We start from the raw sequence: 26,762 nt of genomic DNA, 5'->3' as shown, positions 1-26,762 counted from the left end.
TTTTTCTATATTATCTTATCCATCTTAAATATAAATATTATTTATATTTAAGAACACTACTGTTATAATTGTGTAAGTAGGTGTTATTTATGAAATTAATAGTTCTTGAGGATAATAATACATTTATTGATAGATACTATTATGGTGAATCAGCTGTATCATATAGCTAATTAAACTTCATAATATTTATTTTTGCAATACAGAGTTCATACAAATGAAGAATAATAATTTCAAGTGATTTTTCTCATTGAAAATTATTAATTTTAATTGAAAGGGGGAAATTATAAATGAAAAGAATTAATATTTTAAATGAAGATACAGCAAATAAGATTGCAGCTGGAGAAGTTGTTGAAAGACCGTCTTCAGTAGTTAAAGAATTAGTAGAAAATTCTATTGATGCTAACTCAAAAAATATCGTAATAGAAATAGAAGAGGGTGGTGCATCTTTAATAAGAATTATAGATGATGGCGATGGGATTTATAAAGATGATATAGCTAAAGCCTTTCTTCCTCATGCTACAAGCAAAATAAAGGAATCAGAAGATATATACAGCATAAGCACTTTAGGTTTCAGAGGTGAAGCACTCCCATCTATAGCATCGGTGGCTAAGGTTAATTTAAAATCTAAGCAGGCAGATGAAGAATTTGGATATGAAATTTCAATTGAAGGTGGTAAATCAACAGACGTTGCAGAATGTGGAGTAAATAAAGGAACAATAATAGAGGTTCGTGACTTATTCTTTAATGTTCCTGCAAGAAAGAAGTTCTTAAAATCTACCGCTAAAGAAAGTTCTTTAATTAATGATATAATAACAAGACTTGCTCTTGCTAATCCTAAGATAAGTTTTAAATTATATAATAACAATAAAAAGATTCTTCATACTTTTGGTAACGGAGAGTTTAAGGATGTAATAAGAACAATTTATGGAAAGTCAATAACTGATAATATACTTTATTTCAGTGATACTTCTGATCTCATTACAGTATATGGGTACATAGGAACAGAAGAGATAGCCAGAGGTTCTAGAAATAATCAAAGTATTTTTGTAAATAAAAGATATATAAAAAATAGAGCATTAGCTGTAGCCGTTGAACAAGCATTTAAGTCATTTTCCACAGTTAATAAGTTCCCATTTTTTATTTTATTTATTGAAGTATACCCTGAATATGTTGATGTAAATATTCATCCAACAAAGGCAGAGGTAAAGTTTAATGATGAACGAACAATTTTCAAAAAGATTTTTGGGGCAGTTCATACTTCCTTGAAGAATGAAGTATTTGAAACTTTTGCTATTAAAGAGGAAGAAAACTCCAAAATTTCAGTAATACCTACTTTTGAAGAGATAACATTTAAGATAAAAGAGGAAGAAGAAAAAGTTAAATTTGCAAATTCAACTGTAAAGTCATTATTGGATCAAGGAATAAATCTTAATGCAAATAACTATTCAGTTGATGATAATAATTCTGTAAATGCATATAAAACAACTCCCTTTGAAAGCGATATGAATAAAGAGTCATATAAAATTCCTATCGAGATTCCTATTGACTTAAGATCACGCATAAGTAATGGAGATGAAAATTATGAAACTGCAGAAGATATAGGTGTAGATTATGATGCAACGCCTGTAGTCGAAAAATATGAACACAATAAATTTAACCAAGATACAAATCAGGAAAATCAGTATTATATGGCTAATGATAACAACCAAGAAAATAGATCTGAGCTTGTTGATAGTTCAAGAACAAAAGATGTGAGTGACAATCTGAAACAAACAGCTAAGTTTCCGCCAATAACTATAATTGGGCAGTACAATAAAACTTACATATTAGGCGAATATGACAGTACACTATATATGATTGATCAACATGCCGCCCATGAAAAGATATTATTCGAAAAGTACATAAAAGAAATTGAGAGCGGTAATATTATCATTCAACCTCTTATGATTCCAAGTGTTATTGATTTGAGTATAGATGATTATTCTTATTTTGAAGAAAATAAAGAAGTTTTTGGAGCGGCAGGATTCTTACTTGAAGAGTTTGGAGGAACATCTTTATCTTTAAAAGAAGTTCCATACTTTCTAGGAAAGCTTAATCCTAAAAATTTGTTTTTAGAGATGTTAGATAATCTTAAAAATTTAGGGAATGGAAAAACAATTGAAGTTAAACATAATGCTATTGCTAGCAAAGCTTGTAAAGCAGCCATTAAAGGTAATGATAAATTAGAAACTAGTGAAATGATAAAATTAATTGAAGATTTAAGATATATAGATGACCCATTCCATTGCCCACATGGAAGGCCTGTAATAATTAAATTTACTAGTACAGACATAGATAAAAAATTTAGGAGAATTATATAATGAAACAAAAATTATTAGTAATCGGTGGACCAACTGCAGCAGGGAAGACTGATCTTTCAATAAAACTTGCGCAAAAATTAAATGGAGAAATTATTTCGGCAGATTCTATGCAGATATATAAATACATGGATATAGGCTCAGCAAAGGTAACAGAAGAAGAAATGCAAGGAATAAAACATCATTTAATAGATGTTATAGAACCAGATGTACCTTTTTCTGTTGCTGATTTTAAGGAGTACGGAGAATATGCAATTAATAATATTATATCTAAAGAAAAATTACCTATAATATCTGGAGGAACTGGTCTCTATATTAATTCATTGACTTGTAATATGACTTTTACTGAAGCAGAGAAAGATGAAGAATATAGAGAATATTTAGAAAGCCTAGCCTTAGAAAAAGGAAATGAGTATATACACGAAATGCTTAATGAAATTGATCCGATAAGTTACAAAGATATTCACCCTAATAATAGAAAAAGAGTTATAAGAGCTTTAGAAGTTTATAAGCTCACAAAAAATCCATTTAGCTCTTATAATGTTGGTGATGATTTTTACAATAGCGAATATGATGTATTTTACTATGTATTAACTATGGATAGACAAAAGTTATATGATAGAATTAACAAAAGAGTTGATATTATGCTTAAAAGAGGATTATTGGATGAGTGCATAAGATTAAAAGAAATGGGTTATACTTCAGATATTCAGTCAATGCAAGGGATTGGTTATAAAGAAATATTCTATTACCTTGAAGGTGAAATTTCTTTACCTGATGCGATAGATATGATAAAACAAGGATCAAGAAATTATGCCAAAAGGCAGTTAACTTGGTTTAGAAGAGATAAAAGATGTATTTTTTTAGATAAAGATGTTATGAGCGATGATGAAATTTTGGATAAAGTTATTAATGACATAAGTTAAAACTCGAGTTATAATAGAAATAATTAAACTTATGCTCACTAATGGAGGTGTTATATTTTGGTCAATAAACAACAAAATAATTTACAAGATATTTTTTTAAACAATGCTAGAAAAAATAAAATTCAGTTAGTTATACATTTAATGAATGGATTCCAAATAAAAGGCATTGTAAAGGGTTTTGATAATTTTACTGTCATATTGGATTGTGACAATAAACAAATGCTAATATATAAACATTCTATATCAACTATAACGCCAGCTAAACCAATTTTATTTGCAGACAATGAATATGAAAGTTAGTAAATAGGCATTAACATTGCCTATTTATTTTTTGGGTTATAAGGAATTTATAAAACTTATTTAAATACTTTGGAGGATGAGATATACAGATGTTAAAGAAAACAGAAGAATTTTTAATTGATAACTATAATATAAGTGAAAGGACATTTGAAATATATAGACAGGCTCTGAAAGATACTGCTGAACAATTTGAAGACTATGATGAAATTAGAGAGTATAATCAGCTGAAAGTTCTAAAAGCTTTTCAAACTGAAAAAATAAGTGATGCACATTTTACAAATACAACCGGATATGGTCTTGATGATATTGGCCGAGATTCCTTAGATAAAGTTTATGCTAATATTTTTAAGACTGAAGCAGGACTTGTTAGGCCGCATTTTGTAAGCGGTACACATGCTATTGGGTGCGCCATAGCTGGTAATGTGAGACCAGGTGATAAAATACTTTGTGTTTCTGGACTACCGTACGATACTTTACTTGGCGTGTTAGGATTGTCAAAAAAGAAAAATTCCGGCTCTTTAGATGAATTCGGAATTAAAACAGATATTGTTGATTTAGATAGTAATGGTAAATTTCAATTTGAAAAGATAAAAGAGGCTTTAAAAGCCGATTCATCTATAAAACTTATACATATTCAAAGAAGTACAGGTTATGCAGCAAGAAAATCTTTTCTAGTTTCTGAAATAGCCGAGGTTATTAGACATATTAAAGAAGTTAGAAATGATGTATCAATATTTGTTGATAATTGCTATGGTGAGTTTATTGAAACTGTAGAACCAACAGAATTTGGTGCTGATATTATGGCAGGTTCACTAATGAAAAATATTGGTGGTGGAATTGCGCCAGGTGGTGGTTATATTGTTGGTAAGAAAAACTTAGTCGATGCAGCTGCAAATAGATTAACTGTACCAGGGGTAGGAGGAGAGTATGGAGCTACTTATGGATTAATGAGAAGTTTCTATCAAGGATTATTCTCTGCGCCTCACGTTTCTATTGAGGCTGTTAAAACAGCTATATTTTGTGCTAGAGTTATGGAAATCGCAGGATTTAAAGTCTTCCCGCCATCTAGCGATAAAAGAACAGATATAATTCAAGCTATTGAATTTGGTGACTCTAAAAAACTAGTTAATTTCTGCAGTGGAATTCAAGCCGGATCACCGATTGATGCTTTTGCGGTATGTGAGCCATGGGCTATGCCTGGATATGATAGCGAAATAGTAATGGCTGCTGGTGCATTTATTTCAGGATCAACAATTGAACTTTCGGCAGATGGTCCTGTAAGGGAACCTTATATAGCTTACATACAAGGCGGATTAAATTTTGATCACGGTAAAATTGGTGTTCTTATAGGATTGAGCAAAGTTTTAGAAGTTGAGTAATATAAAAAGACTGTTTATGATTAATCATAAACAGTCTTTTTTATTCATCATTTTAATCTTTTAGCTATTTAAAAGATCTAAATATCCCAACAAGTTTGCCTAATACTTTACAATCATCTACTATGATGGGATCCATAGCATCATTTTCAGGCTGCAATCTAATATGATCTTTTTCCTTAAAGAATCTTTTAATTGTTGCACTATCTTCAATCAATGCAACTACAATATCACCGTTTAAGGCTGTTTGAACATTTTCAATAATAGCTAAGTCATTATCTCTGATACCAGCATTAACCATGCTTTCCCCAGATACTCTAAGCATAAAAAGCTCTTTATCATGCTTTATATAATCTAATGGTAGAGCAAATGTATCTTCTATATTTTCAGTTGCTAGAATAGGGCTTCCAGCAGTGATTTTACCCAGAATTGGTATATTAATCATTTCCCTTTTAGGAGCAGAAAATTCAGCTATTTCTAAAGCTCTTGGCTTTGAAGGATCTCTTTTAATCATACCTTTTTTTTCTAATCTTTTTAAGTGGCCATGAACTGTTGAAGTCGACCTTAACGATACAGCTTCACATATTTCTCTTACTGAAGGTGGATATCCTTTGTTTTCTGTATAAGATTTTAAAAAGTCGTATATTTCTGATTGCTTATCTTTTTCGTCTGACATTATAAACACCTCTCTATTCTTCTACCCATTATAGCATATACCCGTTTATATAGCAAACTAACGTTCTAAATACGCAAACATACACGCTGTAAGAATAGAATAATCAGTAATATTTAACAAAAATTGAGAATTAAGTTTATCATTATGTTTGTATAAATAAATCAAACAAATAATTCTTTATATATTAATATTCCAATATTGAATAAAAAATAGTATTATATAATGTGGTAAGCTTAAATAATATAAAATAGTTAAGAATGCATATTTTGGCAATACGGAAGGTGAAATGAATGTTTGATATAAAAGTATTTGATGGTATGAGTACAGAAAGTAAATTGGAAAATATGTTAGTTATGCTTGAAGGTCTGATAGATAACGAAGATTTACCAATAACTAAACTTTGTAATGCATCTGCGTTAATAAACGCTCTAGTAGGAAGAATTAATTGGTGTGGTTTTTATTTAGCCAAAAGTGATTCGCTTGTTTTGGGGCCTTTTCAAGGGATGCCCGCTTGTACAAAAATTGAAATAGGGAAGGGGGTATGTGGAACAGCTGCTCTAAAAAAAGAAACGCTATTAATAGAAGACGTACATAATTTTGAAGGGCATATCGCTTGTGATGCCGCATCAAATTCTGAAATAGTAATTCCTATAGTAAATAATGAAAAACTTGTAGGGGTTCTTGATTTAGATAGTGAAGAGTATAGTAGATTCACTGATCTTGAAAGAATTTATTTAGAAAAAGCAGTGACGATACTTAATAAATATATTAATTGGAAACACATTATATAGTTTGTTTCAACATTATAGCGTGAACTTGAATTTTTGAAGTTATTATTTATTGCTTTGAATAATAACAATATTTAATTTGATTTAATTTGTTTTATTTGATATAATTATTATTCTACAATAAAAAAAGAGGTGTTACAGATGACTGATAAGTATTCTGATGATGATTATTGTGATATTTACGAAAATAAAATTTGTGATAATTGCGGCAAGTGTTTAGAAATTAATGGCGTTGATACTAAAGCAATTAGAATCGAAGATATTGCGAAAACACAAGAAGAAAATGAAATATTAGAAGAGGAATTCTTAAACGATTTAAAGGCGTCTTTAAGTGAAGATGAATTAGATGAAATAACTGAAGAAAATCTTGATATAAAAGACATATTTAACAAATTTGCAAAAAAAACAAATGATTTTGATACTGAATTTTCTGATGAAGAAAGCTATGAGGATGCATTTGAACATATAGTATACTTGGATGAGATGGATTTAAACGATGATTTAACTCTCGACGAAGCTACCGAAGAGATATATCCTGGTGTCAGAAGATTAAGAAAACAATAGAATAAATGTAGTGAATAGATTTTCGTTTTATTTCACATAATAATCACGTAATATATTTCAATTGAAAGGGATGATTTATTATGAGGCGAAAATCTATTTTATTGTTATTTTTAGCTGCGCTTGTTATATTTTCATTAACGTTAATAGGATGCGGTAATCGTTATAGAACTGGAGCGGACAATAATGGTACAACAAGGAATAACGCTGGTGGCATGGAAGGTACTAATGGTTTTACTAGAGATAATGCATGGGATGATGACGGAACCAATGCAAATAATTCAGATGCTACAAGAGATAAATTAAAAGCTACCGCTGATTCAATAAAATATTCAGCTGTAAATTTTGCAGATGATTTAAGAAATTCCGGATACAATTTAACAGAATCAGCTAATACAAAGAAAAATTACTTTAAAGGTAATGAAACAGATTACCTTTTAGGCGGAGATGTAGTTAGACTTTATGAATATGGTTCTCCAGCTGAGTTAGAAGGAGATATCAACAGAATTGCTCCTGGCGGGATGTCTATACATGGAACAGATGCAAATTACACTAGAAGCCCTTATTACTATAGGAAAGGTAATACTCTTATAATGTACGAAGGTAACGAACCAGCATACATTGATGAATTCAGAAACAACTACGGAAACGCAATAACTCGCTAAAAGCAAAACATAGAATAGCAATCACATGATAAAGGTTACCAGAATATTTAACTGATAACCTTTTATTTTTTTGAATGAAATCTTTTTGTCAAAATAGGAGAGAGGAGAGTGTTTATAATATTTTGATCTTTATAATATCCTAAAACAAAATTATCATCAAAATCATTATAACTTTGAAAGTGGATTTGATTTAACTGCATCCCTTAAGGAGTCATCATCAACGTGAGTATAAATTTGAGTTGTTGATATATTTGTGTGACCTAATATGCTTTGCAAACTTCTAATATCAACATTACCATACTTATACATAAGCGTAGCAGCAGTATGTCTTAGTTTGTGCGGAGTATATTTATCATCCGTTAATCCTGCATTAGTAATATGTTTCTTTATCATAATTTCAACAGTTCGTTTATTAATAGGTGTATTTCTAGATGATAAAAACAAGATTTTTTTGTTTTCTGGTAATGCTTTGGAATCATTTCTAGCGTTTAAGTAGTTTGAGAGAGCTTTCAAACACGCTTCGTTTAAATAAACAGTTCTTTCTTTATTACCTTTACCTATAATTGTTAAGGTATCATCTCTAATCTTATCTATTTGGATACTGCAAAGCTCAGAAAGTCTCATCCCACAATTCAAGAAGAATGTTAGTATGCAGTAATCTCTAAAGTAATTTTTGTCATTTTTATCTAAAGATCCGAGTAAATGAATACTTTGATTGAGCGTCAGATAAACCGGGTGCCTTTTATTTATCTTCGGAGATTCTAATTCTAAAGCAGGGTTTTCGCTTATTATTTTTGCCTTTCCAAAAAGGAATTTAAAATATGATTTTAATGTAGCAACTTTTCTAGCTCTTGCATAAGAACTATTATCTCTGTATTTTTCTGTAAAAGAAAGAAAAGCATACAAATCTCTAAGTTTTACATTTTTCAAAAAATCAGAATCTATAACAGAAATATCTATATCCTCAAATTCCACCAAATCCGCATTTACTTTACCTTTGTAAATCATCATAAACCTAAAAAATATCGTTAGATCAATTCTATATCCATCTATAGTATTAACTGATGTACTTTTTATAGTTTCCAAATAATTTAAAAAATCCACCAAACTTTCAGGAAGATTATTATTTTGAAGCACTTGAATATCATATTTCATATTTTCACCTTATTTTTATATAAATTCAAAGCACCGTAAAAGCTTGTCCGCAATTGATAAATCACTTAATTCTTAAAATCTTGTGCCAAGTTAAAAATATTATACCAAATTTCATAAATTAATGCAATTATTTCGCTAAATGTATATTTAGCGAAATAATTACTTGGAATTTTTATAAAAGTTCAGTTCACATTATTAAATATTTTAGAAAATTCTACGTAGGTTTTTATCTTTATTATCAAGTTTTGTCTGTTATATCGAAATTTCTAAACAACATTTGAATTTAACAAACAAAATAAATTCATCAATCATTCGTTTTACTTACAAACTATAATCAACTTCAACATATTTAACCTTAATTATAATTTCATATATAAGGAAATAAATTAAAATATTTAATTTCTTTTTATTATATTTATAATTTATTTAATGCATTTCATCTTCATAAACATAGCTTCATATCATTATAAAAATCATGACATTTTATTATGAGTCACTATTACAAATAGTAATAGTTATAGTTTTTTATATTGTTATATATGACTAATAACTCTTTTAGACATATTATTTACACATCGATTCTGACAAAAATATAAATTTGAACGCAAATAATATTAAACAAATCCACATTTGATAAAAACTTGAATCCTCAAACACAAAACTCAGGTTTTACAGATTTTAATACGCCTAGAACAAATCATGATTAAAAATAGCAACACAAATATTATTTTATGATATAATCTAAACAACAGTTAATTAAATGGTGTATTTTCACTTTTCAATTTAAGGAGGACTTTCAAAATTATGATCCAAGGAAAAACTAATGCTATGAGAATTTTAGATAGTAACAAAATCACATATTCAACTCATAGCTATGAAAACAAAGATGGTAAAATAGATGGTGTCGCAGTCGCGCATAAAATAGGAAAAGATGTTAACCAAGTTTTTAAAACTTTAGTGACTCAAGGTCACTCTAAAGACTTTTATGTTTTTGTGATTCCTGTTTCTGAGGAATTAGATATGAAAAAAGCTAGTAAAATCGCACAAGAAAAGAATATAGAAATGATTCAAGTTAAAGATATAAACAAAATCACTGGTTATATTAGAGGTGGCTGTTCCCCACTTGGTATGAAAAAGATATTCAAAACTTTCTTTCAAGAAGATGCTTTGTTATTCGATACAATAATTTTTAGCGGTGGAAAAATTGGCGCACAAATCGAAATTAATCCTAACGATATCACTAAAGTTATAGATTGTTCTTTTGTAGATGTAATTAAGTAGAGAAGGATAAATCCGCCATAATATTGCATACATATGTCATCAAAAATAAAACCATCCAAATATTTTCCTTATATACAGAACAAATGTTCTTCGGCGAAAAAAGGCCATTTTTCCTTCATACTCATCTTATCAATTGTATTAACTATGTTTTATCAGTTGATTATCAACACATTAAGCCATTTGCTTATTAAAACATAAGCGTACAGAACATAACGTGTATATTAATATCAACCATTAAAAAATGCTATTTTTATCATATCAGAACATTTGTTCTATTGGCTAATAAAAGAAAAAATAGTCTGTATACTTTTTCGAAGAGTTTAATATAACACTTCCCTACTAAAAAAATATACAGACTATATAAAATTATATTTTTTTATTTTACAACTTCCCCTACTAACGAGAACGAATTGGCTTTAACTATTCTTACATCAACTAGTTCACCTATTAATTCTTTCCCACCTTCAAAATTCACAAGTCTACCATTTCTAGTTCTACCAGTTAATTTTGACTCATCATTTTTGCTATTACCTTCAACTAAAACTTGATACATCTTTCCTTCAGCTTCTTTGTTTCCTTTTGCAATACCCGTATTAACAATCTCGATTAATCTATTGAATCTTTCATGCTTAATCTCGTCAGAAATTTGATTTTCCATTTTATCAGCAGGCGTATGATTTCTTCTTGAATAAATAAAAGTAAATGCTGCATCGTATCGAATTTCCTTAGCCAATTCTAGTGTTTCGCTAAAATCTTCTTCTGTTTCACCTGGAAACCCTACAATTAAATCTGTTGAGAACGTTACATCAGGAATTTGTTTTCTGATTTCTTTAGCTAATTCTAAATATTGTTCTCTAGTATAATGTCTATTCATCTCTTTAAGAACTCTGTTTGATCCACTTTGAACAGGTAAATGGATTTGCTCACAAACTTTATCACAATCTCTTATTGCATAAACAACATCCAAAGTTAAATCTTTAGGATGTGATGTCATAAATCTAATTCTTTCTAGTCCTTCTATCTCATTTACTTTTCTTAAAAGATCAGCAAATGTTATTTTTTCTTCAAGCTCCTTGCCATAAGAGTTAACATTTTGCCCCAAAAGAGTTACTTCTTTGTATCCATTAGCTACCATATCTTTTATTTCGTTAATTATATCATCAGACTTCCTACTTCTTTCTCGCCCTCTAACATACGGCACTATACAATATGTACAAAAATTATTACATCCATACATTATTGTTACAAACCCTTTAATATCACTTTTTCTATCTATAGGAATTCCTTCTACTATTTCAGTTTCTTTATCAATGATTTCTTTAATTTGTACACCTTCAGTTTTAACTCTATTTAAGTACTCAGGAAATTTGTAAGAATTATGAGTACCAAATATTACATTTACATAAGGGAATCTTTTTAATATGTCATCAGCCATTCCTTTCTGCTGCATCATACATCCACATATACCTATAACCAAATCAGGATTTTTTTCTTTTTGTTTCTTTAAAGCTCCAAGATTCCCAAATACTTTGTTCTCTGCATTCTCTCTAACGCAACAAGTATTAAATATGATTATTGATGCCTCATCCCTATTCTCTGTACTTTCATATCCCATTCTCTTAAGCATACCTGAAAGTTTTTCTGAGTCCTCTTCATTCATTTGACAACCATAAGTTTGTATGAAGAAATACTTTGTTTCACCACTAATTTTATCGTTATTTAGTTTTTCTATATCAAAATTCATTATACTTCCTCCGTTTAAATACAATTTCCTTAGTATTATAACAAATAATAATTATAATTAAAAGAGCGTAATTACAACTTAAAATTAAAGGAGCTATATTACATATAAATATAACTCCTAAAACACTTATTTAATTAATATTCTTTGACCAAGTAATAAAAGATTGATATTCCTCAAACCCAATTTTCTTATATAAATTTAACGCTTGGTAATTATTTTTTTCAACTCGTATATATATATTTTTTATTGAGTTTTTAAAACAAAATCCAACTAAATATTTAACCAATGCATCTCCATAACCTTGATGCCTGTACTCCTTAAGTATACCTAAATTAACAATCGTATAGAGACCCTTATTAAATATCACTTGCCCGTAACCAACTGCTTGTCTGTATTCGTTACAAACAAACACAGCATAATTCCTAAGATAATAATCTTCTTCTTCTTCTATATATACATCCTTAACCGTTAATGGAATTCGATTCTTCTCATTAAAAACAGAATTTTGAATTTTACATCTTAATTCCTCGTCTTGCCCCTCTTTAAAGTGTTTAAAAAAATATCTTTTATCAAAATTATTTCTATAAAAATTAGTTGTTCTCATTCTCATCAAAATATTTTTAGAATTAATATTAAAATTTAATTTTTTCATGATAGATGACGCTCCCGAGCTGGCTACCATATCAAACCTAAAAGTCTTTATATTAAAAAAAGATAATAATTTAGAGTTAAGCAAATCAATACACTCCTCTTTTAAATAAATAGAATATATATTACTAAACCCCTCATCTGAAGGATATTCGTACCATATATATCCCACATAGTCATTATTAACTTTAAACAATTTGATTTGCTTTCTTATTACATATTTAAGAAAAAAAGATTCTTCATCATAAATATCAAAAAAACTCTTATCGCAAATATAAGCATCTTCATTTCTATTATATAATTTTCTTAAATGATTTATATTAAAAAGTGATAGTTTCTCTAAAAAGACCATAAAAAAATTCCTCATTTCCCCTTATATAAATAAATTATAATTCTAATAAACATCGTCGTCAACTTTATTAAATAATGAAGCATGAAAACAAAAGTAATTATAGAATTCATGACAATAAATCATAAATATACCTATAATACAATATATTGAGATTTTTAGAATACTTACAAAAAATCGTTTCCTTCAATATGATAATTAGTTTATCTTTATGAAGGAAACTTAAATAATTCAGATCTTAATATAAATATATACTTTTTTTATAGTTTTATTCGTTAACACCATCTACTATGAGATTTTTGTTTTTCGTTAATTCTACCTTCAAATCCTTTAACTGTATAATGTTCCGTTAAAATAGTTGGATCATAAGAGATGTATCCACCTTGATAGTCGTAGTAACCATCATTCATCTTGTCCTCATTATTATTTTTATTACTCATAGTCTCCCACACTCCCTTTTTACTTAATTTAATTTGCAGTTTAGAGATATTTTATTATTTATGTGTGGATGTCCACTGGTTATCTGTTGCAGTTTTTTCATGATTTTTAGATGATTCTTGTGTGTCAAAACCTGTTGGCACAGAATTCCAATCATTATTCCCTTCGTTCTTATGTTCCTTATGATCAGTATACGTATCTGAGAACTCTTTTTGTTTTTTATCGCTAGGTTCAGGAGTCATACTATAAAAACTCTGAAGGTTATTTGAGTCAGATTTTGGTCCTTTATTCATAATAAACACTTCCTTTCTACAACAATATATTGTGCAGTAAGGGAACGTTTTATCCGTAAATTAATTATCCTCATTTTTCATTTTTATCATATTCTAGATTATTTAACGCTTCCAAAAACATATTATACATTTCTACCTTACTATCCTCATCATAAAGTATCTTTATACCGAAGCACAAAACTAATAATATATAAATAGTAAGGAAAAATGGTCCAAGCTTCTTTAAATAATTATCTATATACGAAAAAATACCACTCGCAGTTAATCCTGCCAAAAGAGAAGCACCTATTCCACATCCACCACTTGTGAAGGAACCAAGTTTTGATTTGAGATATATTTTCTCCATACTTATATTTATATTTTTTTCATTTTTATACCACTCTTCAACTTTATTGAACATAATAAATTTAGTTCTAGTTTTATCATTTGTCATTTTTAGTATTCTTTTAAAGGTTACTTTATATTCTTCAATCATTTCAGGTGTATATAATTTATAATTATATTTTACTAATAGATTCTTTTTGAAATATTTATTTCCTATTTTTTTAAAATTATTGTTCTCCATTTAGGTATTTCCTCCAAATAATTTTATCTTGGTACAAATTACATCTATATACTATATAAACTATTCATGTTATATCTATAAATTGCTAATATATGTTATTTAAATTAAATAAAAATCAAATCAATCTTTTAGATCATTTTTATCTAATCAAGATTTGTACAAATTATTTATTAGAAGTTCTTAACTAAAAAAGCCGGAGTTTTCTAAACAGAAAATACTCCAGCTTTGAGTTTTTAACTAAAAATAGTACCCTTGATTTATATTTATCAAATAGAGTACTATTTTTTTATCATTTATAAATTTTACATATTTTCAATAAGCCTTAATATATAGCTCAATGTATGAAAATCTCGATCTATTTCAAATTTGATATAATGAAGGCCTTCAATCAAGGCATCTCTATCAAATTTTTCATTTAAAATCATCAATGTTAATGTATTTATTGTTCCTTCTTTTGTATCAAAAACTCTTGATTTCTTAATAAATTCATTTTCCATAACACTAAGAACAACTTTTTCTAACTCTTCATCTATTTCAAAATCAGGCATTGAGTCAAAAACTCGTATTCCATTTGCGGTTTCATTTAAATTTTTAGCCTTTGTAATGTCACATGACACAAATATAGTATTTTTAAATTTAGCGTCTTTGAACTCGACGCCATCTAAATTTGCTCCTTCAAATATAGTATCTTCAAATTTAGCTTCTTTAAATTTACATCCTTTAAGATTAGAACCAATAAACTCAGCCCCTTTAAAGCTGCATCTGAAGAAATTACATTTCTTAAAATGAGCACCTCTTAAGCTCGCGTAATCAAAATTTGAATTCGAAAAATTGCAATTATAGCATTTGCTTCTTTTAAGATTTTTATAAATAAAATTTTTATTAGTCTTTTCAGCATTATCGTAATAAAAACTTTCTGGTGCACTTCTGTTTATAGACATAATATAATCCTTTCTTAATTAAATATATTTATTCATTTTCTTTAGTTTGTTATTATTTCTATATTTTATCACATTTCTAAATAATTATATACACTTTACCAATTTAATAAAAAATATGCTGATTATCTTTATCGAATTATAGAAAATAAGGATATCAAATAATAAGAAGCACCTAATTACTTGAAATTGTACTTAATTTCAATTCTTAATGCTTTTATTATTTGATATCCTAGCAAAATTAAAGAGATAAAATTAATGCTTCTGATTTATAGTGATATCTTGACCTCTTGATACAACTTTATTAGTCAGCTCTTCTCTTTCTACAAATGATTTAACCTTAGACTGAGACATATCACCAGCCTTTTGAATTAATTTATCTTTTTTTCTATATGACATAATTATCATCTCCTCTCTTAATTATATTATTAGTCGTCTGTTAATAGTTATGTATGATATAATTATTATTAGTTGATAAATTATGTTAATTGATGTAAAATATTAATATAATTTTAATTAAATTTAGTAAGTATAAAAAAATATTAAAACAAAGTATATTTTGCTCAATTTTGTTAAATTATATTAAAGTAATATTATCTATGGGAGGGACAAAAATGCTAAATGAAAAATTACTCAGTCTTCTAAACGCTCAAGTTAACTTCGAAATATATTCTGCCTATGTCTATTTATCAATGGCTGCGTATTGTGAATCAATTGACTTAAGTGGGTTTGCTAACTTTTTCAAAGTTCAATCTCAAGAAGAATTATTCCATGCAATGAAATTTTATGATTACATATTCCAAAAAAATGGAGTTGTGACTTTAGAACAAATTGAAAAACCACACGCAAATTTTGAAAGTATAGCTCATGTTTTTGAAACAGGATATGAACATGAGCAAGTGGTAACAAGTAGATTATATAAAATAGCAGATGTAGCAACAGAAGAGAGAGAACATGCTACGATCGGATTATTAAACTGGTTTATTAATGAACAAGTTGAAGAAGAAAATACTTTTAATACAATAATAAAGAAAATTAAGAGATGCGAGAATAATCAAGCTGCACTATATATGCTAGATGATGAGCTAGCAGCAAGAATATTTACACCTCCTACAACAGCAAATGCATAGAAATATAGTTGTATAAATAATAAAAAAGTAGAGGGCAAATTAAGCCCTCTACTTTTTTAACTCCCCTTGAAGCCAATTTATGAATTGTGTTGCTGTTCTAGGTGAACGTGCATTATACCATCTTACCCATTTTAATGCTTCTGCATGAAGGTAATCTTTATCAACGTCTAATCCTCTTGCTTCTACGATGTTATCAACTATGCTTAAATACTCTTTTTGATCTGGTGAGTAAAAAGATACCGTCATTCCAAATCTATCAGCTAGAGATAACTTTTCTTCTATTGCATCATGAGCGTGAACTTCATCGCCAGCTCTCTCACTAAAAGTTTCCTTTACTAAGTGTTTTCTATTTGTTGTTGCATATATTAATATATTGCTTGATCTATTCTCTACTCCACCCTCTAATATAGTTTTTAACGCAGAATAACTAGATTCTCCTTCTTCAAAAACTAGGTCATCTACGAAAATAATAAATTTTAAGTTCTTATTCCTTAATACCTTTATTATTTTAGTAAAGTCAACTAGCTTATCCTTATCTACCTCAATAAGTCTTAATCCATCATCATAGTATTCGTTTATAATTGCTTTAACTGTTGAAGATTTTCCAGTACCTCTAGAGCCATACAATAAAATATTATTCGCAGGATATCCACTTAAAAATTGTTTTGTGTTACTAATTATAACTTCTTTTTGTTCCTCATAACCAGCCAAATCTTTAAGCCTTACTGGGTCTGGCGAATCAACTCCACGAAGATAAGTTTTATCATCTTCATGCTCCCAAACCAAGGCCCTATACTCTCCAAATATTCCAGTACCATATCCGTTATAAAATTCAATTATATCCTCTAAAGCATCTGCCCAGTTATCCATAACTATTAAGCTCGACTTTAATTTCTCTATTGCTTTAATCAAATTATCATCTACATCGCATTCTAGTTCAATATCAATAAGTGAATTAATAATATCTGTTTCAAAATTTTTAGCTTTACTCTTTGAAATTATATATTCTTTAATATCTTTTGAACTAATACTGGATAGATATTGCAAAACTTTTAGCTCATATTTTACTTGCTCTAACACTTTTTTATTGTTTAAATCTTTATTGTCAATCATATTTGTAAAAGCATTATTATCTAAAAAAATCATATCAATTATGTACTTTTTGAAAGAAATGGAATTTGACGTATTTAGTAATTCATAAACAAAATTATTATAGTGGTTTATTGATTTCTCTATTGATACTTCTTTCTTATTTAGATATTTTAGTAACGAACTGTATTTCTTTAATACGCTACTCTCTTTTATATTTGTAAAAATACACAGAGAATTTATCATTACATTTGCTTTTTTTATTTGTTCATATTCTGCATACATGTTTATGCCCCCTTTAACATTATTGCATTTAGTATTATTCTACTACTAAGATGAAATTTTTTCTATTATTTTCGGAAATAATTTCATTTAAATAGCTATGTTAAGTAATTTATATATAAAACCGGCATAGGAATGTCATATGCCGGTTTTTCTCTTATCATTCCTCAAATAATTTTTCCCCTAATAGTGCAAAACTTTGAAGAACTAAAAAACATTTAATATCAAATTTCTCTTCACTTTGTATTAGTTCCTTAGCTTCATCCTGAGAGATCAGTAACGCTTCAATACATTCATCATCTTCTAAGTGTTCATCGCTTATTTCTCCCTCACAAGTACAAAATACAAACGCAAGCGATTCATCTGTCATACCTGCTGAAACGTAAACTTTATCACTCCCCTTACCTTTAATTACATCTACTAATGTAAGGCCGGTTTCTTCAAGTAATTCTCTTCCTATTGTACTTCTCGCGTCCTCTCCAGGATCAATGAGACCTGCAGTTAGTTCGTATACGTAATTATTTAATGGAATCCTAAATTGTTTTATGATAACAAGTTTCTTTTTATCCTTATGATAAGCTGCAATTATTACACCATCTGTTTTATCTTCTTTATTTTCAAAGTACTGCTTTTGGATGGTGTCATTATCTTTCCTTGAAGCAATAGTCCATGTTCTTGCATTTCCAATTTTATTTTCATATTCAGCTTCATATAAGCTTAAGTATCTTGTTTCTACTAAAGGTTTAACTTTAGTAACTTTGTTGCATTTCATAAGTATATGTCCTCCTAGTTCAGTAAATATTATATATTAGTAATATTTACTTTAATTATACTTCAAATGTTTTATTTATGCACCTTTACATAAATAAAACATTTGAAGTATACATCTATTCCCTTCTTAAAGATTCTACTGGGTCTAATTTTGCCGCTTTATTTGCGGGCATTAATCCAGCAAATGTACTTATTAAAATGCTTAAACTTATTCCCAATATGCCATAAGAAGATTTCATCAATACTAAGCTTATATCAAATAACTTATTTGACATAATATTTATACTTTTCATTAATATATATGCACTAAATAGACCGAATGCACCGCTAAAAACACCTATTAAAAATGCTTCTGAAACAAATATTCTCCGTATATCCTTTTCTCTGGCTCCAATTGCTTTAATTATCCCTATTTCTTTCGTTCTTTCTACAACACTAATATATAAGACAACTATAATCATAATAGAAGATACCACCAAAGAGATCGCTGCAATTCCAGACAAGACATATGTTAAAATACTTATCATTTGATTGAACATTGAACTTAATTGATTTTGAGACGATTCAGAATATCCAAGTTGCTTTACTTTTTCTTTGATAGCAGTTGTATATTTAATATTAGTCGCATTTATGTACATAACATTTGGTTTTAATTTATAATTATTTTCGGAATATAACTTCTCTAAATCTGAGTAATTTAAAAAAGCAGATTTCATCACAGTAGCTAAATCTGTACCTGCTCCTGTATATATTCCACTTACAATAAATTTTTTATTAAGAATTTTTTGATTTACCAAAATACGTAAACTTACTTTTTGACCAATTATATTTCCTCCAAATCTTTCACTTACAGCTTTGTTAATTAACACTTCTCCTTCTTTAGGGGGGGCACCTTCTTCAATGTTCGAAGCTGTTACGTTAGAAGACATAGTTGAAATCCTCATAATATTACTGGTTTTTTCATTATAAATTATAGAATTGACTCCCATTGAAATTAGCGCATACCCTTTCTCTAAAGATGATACATTATCTATCTTGGATAAATTATTAATATCTGCTTCCTCAAAAGACTTAGGAGCATTCACATCTGGTTTTTGGATAGTTGTAACATCTAAATTAATACTTTCTTCATCTTGACTTGGCATAGTTACTTCTATAACTGAAGGATTTACATAACTATTCATCGTTTTGTTAAAATAATTTTTGACTCCATTTCCAAAGGAGAGCATCAAGATAATGCTCATTATCCCAATACTGCTTCCTAACGATACAAGTATATTACGCCCTGATTTCTCTTTCATATTAACAAGTGCCAATTTAATTGATGATCCAAGGTTTAAATTCTGCTTTTGTTTATTCACTATAACTTGTTCTTTTTTATTGCTTATGCCTTCGAATATTGCCTCTTTTGCATCATGAATTATTTCACCATCAGCTATTTTAATACGTCTATTACTACATGCCGAAACTTTTTCAGAATGGGTAACCATAATAACTAATTTTCCTTGTCTTGCAATATTTTTCATTATATCTAATACATGTATAGTTGTTTTAGAATCCAAACTTCCTGTGGGTTCATCGGCAACTATTATTTTAGGGTCGTTAATTAAAGCCCTAGCAATTGCAACTCTTTGCTTTTGTCCACCTGATAATTGGTTTGGTCTTTTATAAATCTGATTTTCAAGTCCAAGATTAGATAATATTTCGATAGCACGTTTAATTCTTTCTTTTTTTCTAACATTTGATAACGTCATTGCAATTGTAACATTGTCTAGTACAGATAGATGCCCAATAAGATTAAAACTCTGAAAAATAAAACCAACTTGGTTTTTTCTATATTTATCAATATCTCTTTTTTTAAACTTTTTAATATTTTTTCCGTTTACAAATAGTTCCCCAGAATACTCAGAATCTAGCCCTCCAATTAAATTCATTAGTGTTGATTTTCCACTTCCTGATTCTCCAACTATTGATACTAATTCGCCCCTATCAAACGATAAATTGATATTCTTTAATACATGAAATTTTTCACTACCTTTTAAATTATAATATTTATTGATATTCTTCAATTCCAGTAGTTTCATTTATCCAAACTCCTATATCTATTTTTACGATACTATTCACAATAAGTTATTGCCTTAAAAAAATTGCACTAAATATATAAATTCAGTGCAGTGTTTTACTTAAAATATTTCACAATGGTTACTTCTTTGTGAAATATTCATTCCCTTACGTACTACTTATATAATTAGTTTAATTTACTTTTAAATTTCATAAATACTGATTTAATTAAACTTTTTTCGTATTTATTTAGTGCTAGTATCCAAAAGATTAATAAATACGCTATAGAGAATATAATGGCAAATAACAATATACCTATGTAATTAATCGGATTAATAAATCTAATTAACATATAACCTAGAACTAAACATAGTGTAGCTGGCCAAGCTAGACTAATTATATTTTTCCAATAATACGCCATATCTAAATTTAATTTGAACTTATAATACCAATTATTTAATAGTGAATTTATAGTCATACCTATAGCTGTTCCTAATGCACAACCTATAGAACCTAAAATTTGAACTAAAAATAAACTTAATACTAAATTAAAAATTGCAACTCCTAAATATATAAGAGCCTTAACTCTATGTTTACTCATTGCTTCAAGCATTGTTGCAAATAAAGATTGTATAATGGAAAATATCTGAGGCACCATTAGAAGTATAGCTATATAATATGATAGTTCATAGCCTTCTCCTGCCCATATTAATATAAATTGCTTTCCGACTAATATAAATCCAATCAATATAAACGAGGCTATAAAGAATTGAATTCTAGATATCTTAACTAATATATTCATTAACTCTTTTTTATTTTCTTCCGTTGCTAATTTAGTAAGCTTTGGCAAGAACATATTGCTTATAACATTTGAAAATGAAATAAAGTATCCATTAAACTGACTTCCGATAGAATAAATTGCTATAGGCGCCGCCCCAACAAACATTCCTAATATAAATTGATCTGTACTCCAATATATCCTATATGCTATAGCTGACAAAAAAATAAAAAATGAGTACCTAAATATTTCTGCAAGTATTCCCTCATCAAATCCTAAAAATTTCATTTTTATTTTTAAAATCTTAAAACAATAAATTATATTAGCTATTCCTAGTAAGATATTAAATATAGTTGATGCTATCAGCATTCCTAGTGCCCTTTGACCTAATGCTAATACGCTTACCATAATTATTGGATTTAATACAGCTCTTATTAATGCCAATACCTTAGTAAATATGAAGCGCTCATTAGCCATTATTATTCCGCTAAAAACATTTAGCGGAAATGCAAAAGCTAAATTAACCAACGCTACAATAAACATTAATTTTATTTGTTGTATTTCAGTTATATTTAATCCATTAGAAAATATATTTCCTAAATTAAAATATATAAGTATTCCTATAATAATACCTAAGACAGCTATTATACAATAAAGAACCAAGAACATTCCATTTATCTTTTTTAATCCCTGTTCATTATTTTCAGCCATATATTTAGAATTGTACCTAATAACTGCATTTCCTAAGCCCATATCTAATAAGTATATATAAGATATTATTGTATTTACTAAAGTAAAAAGACCATATTCCCCACGCCCTAAAGTGGTTAACATAATAGGAGTATATACTATGGATATAACATTTCCAGCAATTAGTGTTATATATGATATTATTGTAGCTGTTTTTATATTATTTTTCATAATCTCACCTTTAAGATCTTTTATATCACATGAATTAATTTTATCTTTCCTTAATAAGCTTAGTTAGCCCATTAAAGTACTCTTTTTTAAAATTAGTTTTATCAAATGTTGTTAATTTAATTAATTCATGTATTTTAGTGTTTACTGTATTAAACTCCAAATCATTAACAAATTTAATGTAGTTAATACCTTCAATCCATTTATAACTTTCTATAATTTTATGGTCTGATGATCTTAAAATTACACAAGGAGTTTTAGTAATAAATGCAAAAATCATTCCATGTAGTCTATCTGTTATTACAACTTTTGAATTTCTGAATTTATTCCATATATTAAATAATTCTTCTTCCCTCTTGTTAATATCAATATCCCTGTGAATTACAGTATCAGATTCCGTTACATTGTTATATCTTAATTTTAAATTGACAATAAATTCACTTTTTTTATCTTTCCAGTAACTTTCTTTATCATTTCTTAGACAAACCATGATATTATTATTTCTATTATATTTAGGCTCAAATATATCTTCTAGGTAGAAAACTATATCTGGTACTTTTACTGATTTTACTTCAAAAAGATTTTGCATCATATTAAATGATTTTTCTTCTCTTGCAAGTAATATAAGTTTTTCATTATAGTTATAAATTTTTTTCATTTGCTCTTTATGTGATTCTCCACTTCTATCTCTTGTAAAACTCAACGTGGTTGGCATGGAAATTATTTTACACTTGTTAAAGTGTCTTATAACATGTCTTCTTGCCCATTCTTCTCTTAGATACAAGTTTCCCATATTTCCACCGCCTTGCATTGCTATAATGTCATCTTCATTTATTATTTTTTCTATAGCTTTAGAATATGAGTAAAACTCATCTCTTTCAAATTCAAGTAATTTATATTCTTTAAAATTATCAACAAAAAACTTTTTAGTCGCATATGCTATAGCTTGATCGCCCATATTTCCATATTGAGGAGATAGTGCAAATATAACTTTTTTTACATTCTTGTATTTCTTTATCTCATCAAATTTTCTATTGCTAAAATAATAATTCTTTAATAAATTAATTTGTTCAATTGAAAGCTTTATTGATTTTTTTATTTCTCTTAAATTGTTTCCCATATTTTTCTCCTTAGATAATACTTTTAACAAATGTTTTAAGATAATAAAATTTAGAAATATAATTTAAATTATACAAATGATATTTCAATAAATTACATCTATTATTTTTATAAAACAAAGTTAACCCTTCTATATAGATATCTTTATTTATTTCTTTAAATACTTGCTTTTTCATATTATTGAACTCTAAGTTCTCCATATTTTTTTTAGATGAATACAACATATCTAATAGTGTTTTAACTGAAAAGAAATATAATTCTATGCTTCCATTTATTATTTCTGATTTGTAATTATTTTCTTTGAAAAAATCTATCATGTCTGCTGAATTGTAAATTAGATCTAAATTCCTAAGGTTGAATTTTTTCTTTGTTATACTTCCTTCATTACCTTGATTATAGTAATATAATTTTTCATTAATAAATGATACCCTGTTACTTCTATGTACTAATTTATAGAAAGTAGCCATATCTTCAAAGAGTTTTCCTTCCGGAAAATTAACTTCATTAAATAATTCTTTTTTATATATTTTATTTTGGGCATGAGATCTAAAATAAGTGTGATTTAGATACCTTAATAGAGTTTCATTTCTATCTAAAATTCCAAAATCCTCAAATTTATTATTACTTATATCTTTTCCTTTTAAATCATATTTCATATCGCATATAACTATATCCGAATTATCTTTAACTGCTTTATTGAACATTTTACTATACATATTTATATCTATGTAATCATCACTATCTACAAATCCTATAAACTCTCCTTTAGCATATTTTAGTCCCATATTTCTAGCAGAACTTAATCCACCGTTCTCTTTTTTTATATATATAATATTAGAATACTTACTTGAGAATTTTTGTATAATGTTTTCACTATTATCAGGCGAACCATCATTTACTATGATAATTTCAATATTATCTAGATTTTGATTAACTATACTATGTATGCATTTTTCTAGATAATTTTCTGTTTTATATACAGGAACAATAACACTTACATTTATTTTTAATTTCATTATTAATACTCCTACTCAAGAATTTTATACTATACTCTATACTTCCTTTATGTCATCTTTCATGTATATCAGTTTAGATAAATTTAATATTAAAAATATGAATAAGCTTAATATCATCATTTTATCTCCAAGAATAGCTATTCCATTAAAGGTATTAATATCTGCAAATACAATTAAATAACTTAAAAGCAAATCCCAATGTCCTCTTTTCATAAGTATTATTATTGGTATAACCATGATAAATAGGTAAATCATAATAGTCATTATAATTCCCATTTCTAAAGAAAACATTCTAATCGGATATTCAAAAGCTGCGGAAGCCCAATCTACATAAGAATTTAAAATAAACGTAAAACCATTTCCATACCCTGTGAAAAACTTAATTGGAAATATATTCATTGATGTTATTTCAATCCATTTTTCACTTCTTCCTGAAGTTAAACTACCAGTTGTAAACCTATAAATTAAAGTATTAAAAAGTCCAATTTTTAATGCAATAATTAATCCAAACATAATTAACAAAATTTTATTTATTATATTACTACTCTTAAATAACAGTAAAACAGAAACACATAAAAGTACAAATCCAGTTTTACTTCCTGTAAAAGCTAAGCCAATAGTAGGAACAACTAATATCCATACTGGAGATTTTCTTTGCTGCAAATATTTATTGTATAAAATATTTAATACTAAAAACATCAAGTATAATTCTGTATTAAATAAAGGGTGCCCCATAAATGAATATAATCTTTTTGCCTCATCAGACATACTATTTGCAATTATCTGTTCCTGAGTTCTTGGACTCATAAAAATGCTGATATAATTATTTATTTTAATACCAAATATTATTTCGCATATTCCTATAATGGTTATGATAATTATTACCGTGTTTAATGTTAAAATGGTTAATTTGAAAATATTTTCAAACGAATTATTATTTACCTCTTGAATTATCAATATCAATGGAAAAATAAATGCAATAATGCACTTTATTATTGTAAATAAGCTATCTTCATATAAACTAGCCGTAAATATATAAATTATTATAGCAACATAGAAAAGGGTAAACTTTAATTTATTTAACTCATTAAAATTATTTAAAATTAGTAAACTTACACTAAATAAACTTAATACATTTATGGTTGCAAAAGTATTCCCTAATAAACCTTCTCTTAACTCTTGAGAAAAAATAAATAGTGAAGTAAGTAAGATAATAAATATTTTTTTGTTTCGATAATTTCTTTTTATAAGATGTAACTCCATATAATCATCCTTCATCAATTCACAGTTATTTTTCGATTCTAAATTATTAATTCTCAATTTTAACCACTTGACTTAGTAACTTATTCCACTTTTCAATTGTGTTTTCTACGCTGAAATCTTTGGCTCTTTCTATTGAGTTTTTTGATATCTTTTTTCTCTTTTCTTCATCTTTTATTAAATCAAATATAGCTTTTCCTAAGGCATCTATATTATTGCGTGGAACTAGAATCCCGTTTTCATTATTTTTATTTATTATTTCTTTTGGACCAGAGTTTTCAAAAGCTATTACTGGAACTCCGCATTCCATTGCTTCCGTTATTACTAGTCCAAACCCTTCCCATCTTGATGATGAAACAAAAATAGATGAATTTAAGTAATACTTCTGGATTTGATTTGTGAAAGGTTCAATTCTTATTTGGCTATTTAACTTTAATCTATTTATTAAATCATTTAAATTATTCTTTTCTTCTCCATCCCCAACAATTGTTAATGTCCAGTCTCTACACTTTGCAGCTATAGTGCTGAAAGCATTAATAAGTAAATCAAAACCCTTTTGATCTTTTACTAATCTTCCGACAGATATAACGTTTTTTTCAGTACATTCTGATTTTAAAGGACTAGTAAAACTCAACGGATTATAAATCCTCTCACAATCTGCTAAAAAATATTTTCTTATATTATTCTTATCTTCATCGGTTAAAACAATATATTTATCTAAGTTTTTTAGATATGATTCAAATAGTGCATTCTGCTTATAATTATATTTATTTGGAGTATTAAAGTATGCATAATATGAATTATGCTGCCACCCTATTACTTTGCAATTTAACCTATCACATATTATAGCTAACAGTAATGAAAAATATCCTTCGACCCCAATAACTACGTCATATTTTTTGTTATTTAGATACTCTATAAAGTTATCTTTTAATTCTGTTGGATAATAGGTTCTCTGTAAAATCCGGATCATATTCTTATTATTTAAAACACCTGTTCTTTTATTTATTTTTCTTCCAGCACCACTTAATATTTTTGATACTGAACCTATTTTTTTTATATCAGAATTAATATTAACATGTACATTAGAATTCAAATTATATAACTCTCTATTAGTTGCATATTTATCTAACGTACATAAAACTTCGACATCATGATGTTCAGCTAAACTGCTTGCTATTACAGAAACTACTCTTTCTACTCCCCCATAGCTAAAAATAGAATTTGTTAAAAAGCATATCTTCATAATAATTACCTCTTTACTGCCCCATTAATTAT

General features: G+C 27.6%; 26 protein-coding genes. 9 read left to right on the top strand and 17 right to left on the bottom strand.

Features of this window, described 5'->3' with window-relative positions:
* Positions 1 to 287 precede the first annotated feature (287 nt).
* The 4 genes from mutL (at position 288) to D2A34_RS12010 (ending at position 4,962) form a co-directional block, all read left to right on the top strand.
* Positions 288 to 2,360, top strand: coding sequence for a DNA mismatch repair endonuclease MutL (gene mutL, locus D2A34_RS12025; protein ID WP_119366758.1), 2,073 nt, complete (start codon positions 288 to 290; stop codon positions 2,358 to 2,360).
* Complete coding sequence (gene miaA / locus D2A34_RS12020) at positions 2,360 to 3,283, top strand: tRNA (adenosine(37)-N6)-dimethylallyltransferase MiaA (protein WP_119366757.1); 924 nt, start codon at positions 2,360 to 2,362, stop codon at positions 3,281 to 3,283. The genes mutL and miaA overlap by 1 nt, the downstream gene beginning before the upstream one ends.
* A gap of 57 nt (positions 3,284 to 3,340) precedes the next feature.
* Positions 3,341 to 3,583 (top strand): RNA chaperone Hfq, encoded by a 243-nt coding sequence (gene hfq / locus D2A34_RS12015; RefSeq protein ID WP_079442163.1) that lies wholly within the window; start codon positions 3,341 to 3,343, stop codon positions 3,581 to 3,583.
* 89 nt (positions 3,584 to 3,672) lie between these two features.
* Complete coding sequence (locus D2A34_RS12010) at positions 3,673 to 4,962, top strand: methionine gamma-lyase family protein (RefSeq protein ID WP_119366756.1); 1,290 nt, start codon at positions 3,673 to 3,675, stop codon at positions 4,960 to 4,962.
* A gap of 64 nt (positions 4,963 to 5,026) precedes the next feature.
* Here D2A34_RS12010 and lexA read toward each other — a convergent pair whose 3' ends face one another.
* Positions 5,027 to 5,635, bottom strand: coding sequence for a transcriptional repressor LexA (lexA, locus tag D2A34_RS12005; RefSeq protein WP_079442165.1), 609 nt, complete (start codon positions 5,633 to 5,635; stop codon positions 5,027 to 5,029).
* 290 nt (positions 5,636 to 5,925) lie between these two features.
* On the opposite strand from lexA, the gene D2A34_RS12000 reads away from it, so the two are divergent.
* The 3 genes from D2A34_RS12000 (at position 5,926) to D2A34_RS11990 (ending at position 7,649) form a co-directional block, all read left to right on the top strand.
* The gene (locus D2A34_RS12000; RefSeq protein ID WP_119366755.1) at positions 5,926 to 6,426 is read left to right on the top strand and encodes a GAF domain-containing protein; all 501 of its coding nucleotides are present in this window, start codon (positions 5,926 to 5,928) and stop codon (positions 6,424 to 6,426) included.
* Between the two features lie 138 nt (positions 6,427 to 6,564).
* Complete coding sequence (locus D2A34_RS11995; protein ID WP_119366754.1) at positions 6,565 to 6,987, top strand: hypothetical protein; 423 nt, start codon at positions 6,565 to 6,567, stop codon at positions 6,985 to 6,987.
* Between the two features lie 80 nt (positions 6,988 to 7,067).
* Positions 7,068 to 7,649 (top strand): hypothetical protein, encoded by a 582-nt coding sequence (locus tag D2A34_RS11990; protein WP_079442168.1) that lies wholly within the window; start codon positions 7,068 to 7,070, stop codon positions 7,647 to 7,649.
* A gap of 165 nt (positions 7,650 to 7,814) precedes the next feature.
* Here the strand turns inward: D2A34_RS11990 and D2A34_RS11985 are convergent, their stop codons facing one another.
* A complete protein-coding gene (locus D2A34_RS11985; RefSeq protein ID WP_119366753.1) occupies positions 7,815 to 8,804 on the bottom strand; it encodes a tyrosine recombinase XerC in 990 nt (329 codons plus the stop codon).
* Between the two features lie 804 nt (positions 8,805 to 9,608).
* Between D2A34_RS11985 and ybaK the strand changes: the two genes are divergently transcribed.
* Positions 9,609 to 10,085, top strand: coding sequence for a Cys-tRNA(Pro) deacylase (gene ybaK / locus D2A34_RS11980; RefSeq protein WP_079442471.1), 477 nt, complete (start codon positions 9,609 to 9,611; stop codon positions 10,083 to 10,085).
* A gap of 376 nt (positions 10,086 to 10,461) precedes the next feature.
* Here ybaK and miaB read toward each other — a convergent pair whose 3' ends face one another.
* The 7 genes from miaB to D2A34_RS26690 form a co-directional block, all read right to left on the bottom strand.
* Entirely contained in the window at positions 10,462 to 11,829 is a 1,368-nt protein-coding gene (gene miaB / locus D2A34_RS11975; protein WP_079442470.1) for a tRNA (N6-isopentenyl adenosine(37)-C2)-methylthiotransferase MiaB, read from the bottom strand.
* A 130-nt stretch (positions 11,830 to 11,959) separates the two neighbouring features.
* Positions 11,960 to 12,829 carry a GNAT family N-acetyltransferase gene (locus D2A34_RS11970; protein WP_079442123.1) on the bottom strand — a complete coding sequence of 290 codons (870 nt, stop codon included), beginning with the start codon at positions 12,827 to 12,829 and terminating at the stop codon, positions 11,960 to 11,962.
* 272 nt (positions 12,830 to 13,101) lie between these two features.
* Entirely contained in the window at positions 13,102 to 13,266 is a 165-nt protein-coding gene (locus tag D2A34_RS26695) for a hypothetical protein (RefSeq protein ID WP_169896867.1), read from the bottom strand.
* Positions 13,267 to 13,320: 54 nt separating this feature from the next.
* Positions 13,321 to 13,557, bottom strand: a complete 237-nt coding sequence (locus tag D2A34_RS11965) for a hypothetical protein (RefSeq protein ID WP_079442124.1) — start codon at positions 13,555 to 13,557, stop codon at positions 13,321 to 13,323.
* A gap of 70 nt (positions 13,558 to 13,627) precedes the next feature.
* Positions 13,628 to 14,122, bottom strand: a complete 495-nt coding sequence (locus tag D2A34_RS11960) for a hypothetical protein (RefSeq protein WP_079442125.1) — start codon at positions 14,120 to 14,122, stop codon at positions 13,628 to 13,630.
* Between the two features lie 302 nt (positions 14,123 to 14,424).
* Positions 14,425 to 15,063, bottom strand: coding sequence for a pentapeptide repeat-containing protein (locus D2A34_RS11955; RefSeq protein WP_079442126.1), 639 nt, complete (start codon positions 15,061 to 15,063; stop codon positions 14,425 to 14,427).
* A gap of 252 nt (positions 15,064 to 15,315) precedes the next feature.
* A complete protein-coding gene (locus tag D2A34_RS26690; protein ID WP_169896868.1) occupies positions 15,316 to 15,459 on the bottom strand; it encodes a hypothetical protein in 144 nt (47 codons plus the stop codon).
* A gap of 215 nt (positions 15,460 to 15,674) precedes the next feature.
* On the opposite strand from D2A34_RS26690, the gene D2A34_RS11950 reads away from it, so the two are divergent.
* Positions 15,675 to 16,190 (top strand): ferritin, encoded by a 516-nt coding sequence (locus D2A34_RS11950; RefSeq protein ID WP_079442127.1) that lies wholly within the window; start codon positions 15,675 to 15,677, stop codon positions 16,188 to 16,190.
* A 48-nt stretch (positions 16,191 to 16,238) separates the two neighbouring features.
* Here the strand turns inward: D2A34_RS11950 and D2A34_RS11945 are convergent, their stop codons facing one another.
* The 8 genes from D2A34_RS11945 to D2A34_RS11910 all read right to left on the bottom strand — a co-directional run bounded on the left by D2A34_RS11945 (position 16,239) and on the right by D2A34_RS11910 (position 26,730).
* Positions 16,239 to 17,564 (bottom strand): ATP-binding protein, encoded by a 1,326-nt coding sequence (locus D2A34_RS11945; RefSeq protein ID WP_119366752.1) that lies wholly within the window; start codon positions 17,562 to 17,564, stop codon positions 16,239 to 16,241.
* A gap of 157 nt (positions 17,565 to 17,721) precedes the next feature.
* Complete coding sequence (locus D2A34_RS11940) at positions 17,722 to 18,333, bottom strand: NUDIX hydrolase (protein WP_079442129.1); 612 nt, start codon at positions 18,331 to 18,333, stop codon at positions 17,722 to 17,724.
* A gap of 115 nt (positions 18,334 to 18,448) precedes the next feature.
* Positions 18,449 to 20,416 (bottom strand): ABC transporter ATP-binding protein/permease, encoded by a 1,968-nt coding sequence (locus D2A34_RS11935; RefSeq protein ID WP_119366751.1) that lies wholly within the window; start codon positions 20,414 to 20,416, stop codon positions 18,449 to 18,451.
* A 164-nt stretch (positions 20,417 to 20,580) separates the two neighbouring features.
* Positions 20,581 to 22,092: an oligosaccharide flippase family protein gene (locus tag D2A34_RS11930; RefSeq protein WP_119366750.1), complete on the bottom strand. Its 1,512-nt coding sequence runs from the start codon at positions 22,090 to 22,092 to the stop codon at positions 20,581 to 20,583.
* A 40-nt stretch (positions 22,093 to 22,132) separates the two neighbouring features.
* The gene (locus D2A34_RS11925) at positions 22,133 to 23,209 is read right to left on the bottom strand and encodes a polysaccharide pyruvyl transferase family protein (RefSeq protein ID WP_079442132.1); all 1,077 of its coding nucleotides are present in this window, start codon (positions 23,207 to 23,209) and stop codon (positions 22,133 to 22,135) included.
* Positions 23,210 to 23,219: 10 nt separating this feature from the next.
* Positions 23,220 to 24,224: a glycosyltransferase family 2 protein gene (locus D2A34_RS11920; RefSeq protein ID WP_119366749.1), complete on the bottom strand. Its 1,005-nt coding sequence runs from the start codon at positions 24,222 to 24,224 to the stop codon at positions 23,220 to 23,222.
* Positions 24,225 to 24,260: 36 nt separating this feature from the next.
* Positions 24,261 to 25,031 carry a hypothetical protein gene (locus D2A34_RS26685; RefSeq protein ID WP_139376263.1) on the bottom strand — a complete coding sequence of 257 codons (771 nt, stop codon included), beginning with the start codon at positions 25,029 to 25,031 and terminating at the stop codon, positions 24,261 to 24,263.
* Between the two features lie 502 nt (positions 25,032 to 25,533).
* Positions 25,534 to 26,730, bottom strand: a complete 1,197-nt coding sequence (locus tag D2A34_RS11910) for a glycosyltransferase family 4 protein (RefSeq protein WP_119366747.1) — start codon at positions 26,728 to 26,730, stop codon at positions 25,534 to 25,536.
* Between the last annotated feature and the right edge of the window lie 32 nt (positions 26,731 to 26,762).

The organism is Clostridium chromiireducens (genome assembly GCF_003575225.1).
In the GTDB taxonomy this organism is placed as follows: Bacteria; Bacillota; Clostridia; order Clostridiales; family Clostridiaceae; genus Clostridium; species Clostridium chromiireducens.
This window is presented reverse-complemented; position numbering and strand designations above follow the sequence as displayed.

What these genes read in the sequence shown, in the direction of transcription:
- mutL (WP_119366758.1), top strand. Translation starts at nt 288, where the DNA reads ATGAAAAGAATTAATATTTTAAATGAAGATACAGCAAATAAGATTGCA.
- miaA (WP_119366757.1), top strand. Translation starts at nt 2,360, where the DNA reads ATGAAACAAAAATTATTAGTAATCGGTGGACCAACTGCAGCAGGGAAG.
- D2A34_RS12010 (WP_119366756.1), top strand. Translation starts at nt 3,673, where the DNA reads ATGTTAAAGAAAACAGAAGAATTTTTAATTGATAACTATAATATAAGT.
- lexA (WP_079442165.1), bottom strand. Translation starts at nt 5,635, where the DNA reads ATGTCAGACGAAAAAGATAAGCAATCAGAAATATACGACTTTTTAAAA.
- D2A34_RS12000 (WP_119366755.1), top strand. Translation starts at nt 5,926, where the DNA reads ATGTTTGATATAAAAGTATTTGATGGTATGAGTACAGAAAGTAAATTG.
- D2A34_RS11995 (WP_119366754.1), top strand. Translation starts at nt 6,565, where the DNA reads ATGACTGATAAGTATTCTGATGATGATTATTGTGATATTTACGAAAAT.
- D2A34_RS11990 (WP_079442168.1), top strand. Translation starts at nt 7,068, where the DNA reads ATGAGGCGAAAATCTATTTTATTGTTATTTTTAGCTGCGCTTGTTATA.
- D2A34_RS11985 (WP_119366753.1), bottom strand. Translation starts at nt 8,804, where the DNA reads ATGAAATATGATATTCAAGTGCTTCAAAATAATAATCTTCCTGAAAGT.
- ybaK (WP_079442471.1), top strand. Translation starts at nt 9,609, where the DNA reads ATGATCCAAGGAAAAACTAATGCTATGAGAATTTTAGATAGTAACAAA.
- miaB (WP_079442470.1), bottom strand. Translation starts at nt 11,829, where the DNA reads ATGAATTTTGATATAGAAAAACTAAATAACGATAAAATTAGTGGTGAA.
- D2A34_RS11970 (WP_079442123.1), bottom strand. Translation starts at nt 12,829, where the DNA reads ATGGTCTTTTTAGAGAAACTATCACTTTTTAATATAAATCATTTAAGA.
- D2A34_RS26695 (WP_169896867.1), bottom strand. Translation starts at nt 13,266, where the DNA reads ATGAGTAATAAAAATAATAATGAGGACAAGATGAATGATGGTTACTAC.
- D2A34_RS11965 (WP_079442124.1), bottom strand. Translation starts at nt 13,557, where the DNA reads ATGAATAAAGGACCAAAATCTGACTCAAATAACCTTCAGAGTTTTTAT.
- D2A34_RS11960 (WP_079442125.1), bottom strand. Translation starts at nt 14,122, where the DNA reads ATGGAGAACAATAATTTTAAAAAAATAGGAAATAAATATTTCAAAAAG.
- D2A34_RS11955 (WP_079442126.1), bottom strand. Translation starts at nt 15,063, where the DNA reads ATGTCTATAAACAGAAGTGCACCAGAAAGTTTTTATTACGATAATGCT.
- D2A34_RS26690 (WP_169896868.1), bottom strand. Translation starts at nt 15,459, where the DNA reads ATGTCATATAGAAAAAAAGATAAATTAATTCAAAAGGCTGGTGATATG.
- D2A34_RS11950 (WP_079442127.1), top strand. Translation starts at nt 15,675, where the DNA reads ATGCTAAATGAAAAATTACTCAGTCTTCTAAACGCTCAAGTTAACTTC.
- D2A34_RS11945 (WP_119366752.1), bottom strand. Translation starts at nt 17,564, where the DNA reads ATGTATGCAGAATATGAACAAATAAAAAAAGCAAATGTAATGATAAAT.
- D2A34_RS11940 (WP_079442129.1), bottom strand. Translation starts at nt 18,333, where the DNA reads ATGAAATGCAACAAAGTTACTAAAGTTAAACCTTTAGTAGAAACAAGA.
- D2A34_RS11935 (WP_119366751.1), bottom strand. Translation starts at nt 20,416, where the DNA reads ATGAAACTACTGGAATTGAAGAATATCAATAAATATTATAATTTAAAA.
- D2A34_RS11930 (WP_119366750.1), bottom strand. Translation starts at nt 22,092, where the DNA reads ATGAAAAATAATATAAAAACAGCTACAATAATATCATATATAACACTA.
- D2A34_RS11925 (WP_079442132.1), bottom strand. Translation starts at nt 23,209, where the DNA reads ATGGGAAACAATTTAAGAGAAATAAAAAAATCAATAAAGCTTTCAATT.
- D2A34_RS11920 (WP_119366749.1), bottom strand. Translation starts at nt 24,224, where the DNA reads ATGAAATTAAAAATAAATGTAAGTGTTATTGTTCCTGTATATAAAACA.
- D2A34_RS26685 (WP_139376263.1), bottom strand. Translation starts at nt 25,031, where the DNA reads ATGAGTCCAAGAACTCAGGAACAGATAATTGCAAATAGTATGTCTGAT.
- D2A34_RS11910 (WP_119366747.1), bottom strand. Translation starts at nt 26,730, where the DNA reads ATGAAGATATGCTTTTTAACAAATTCTATTTTTAGCTATGGGGGAGTA.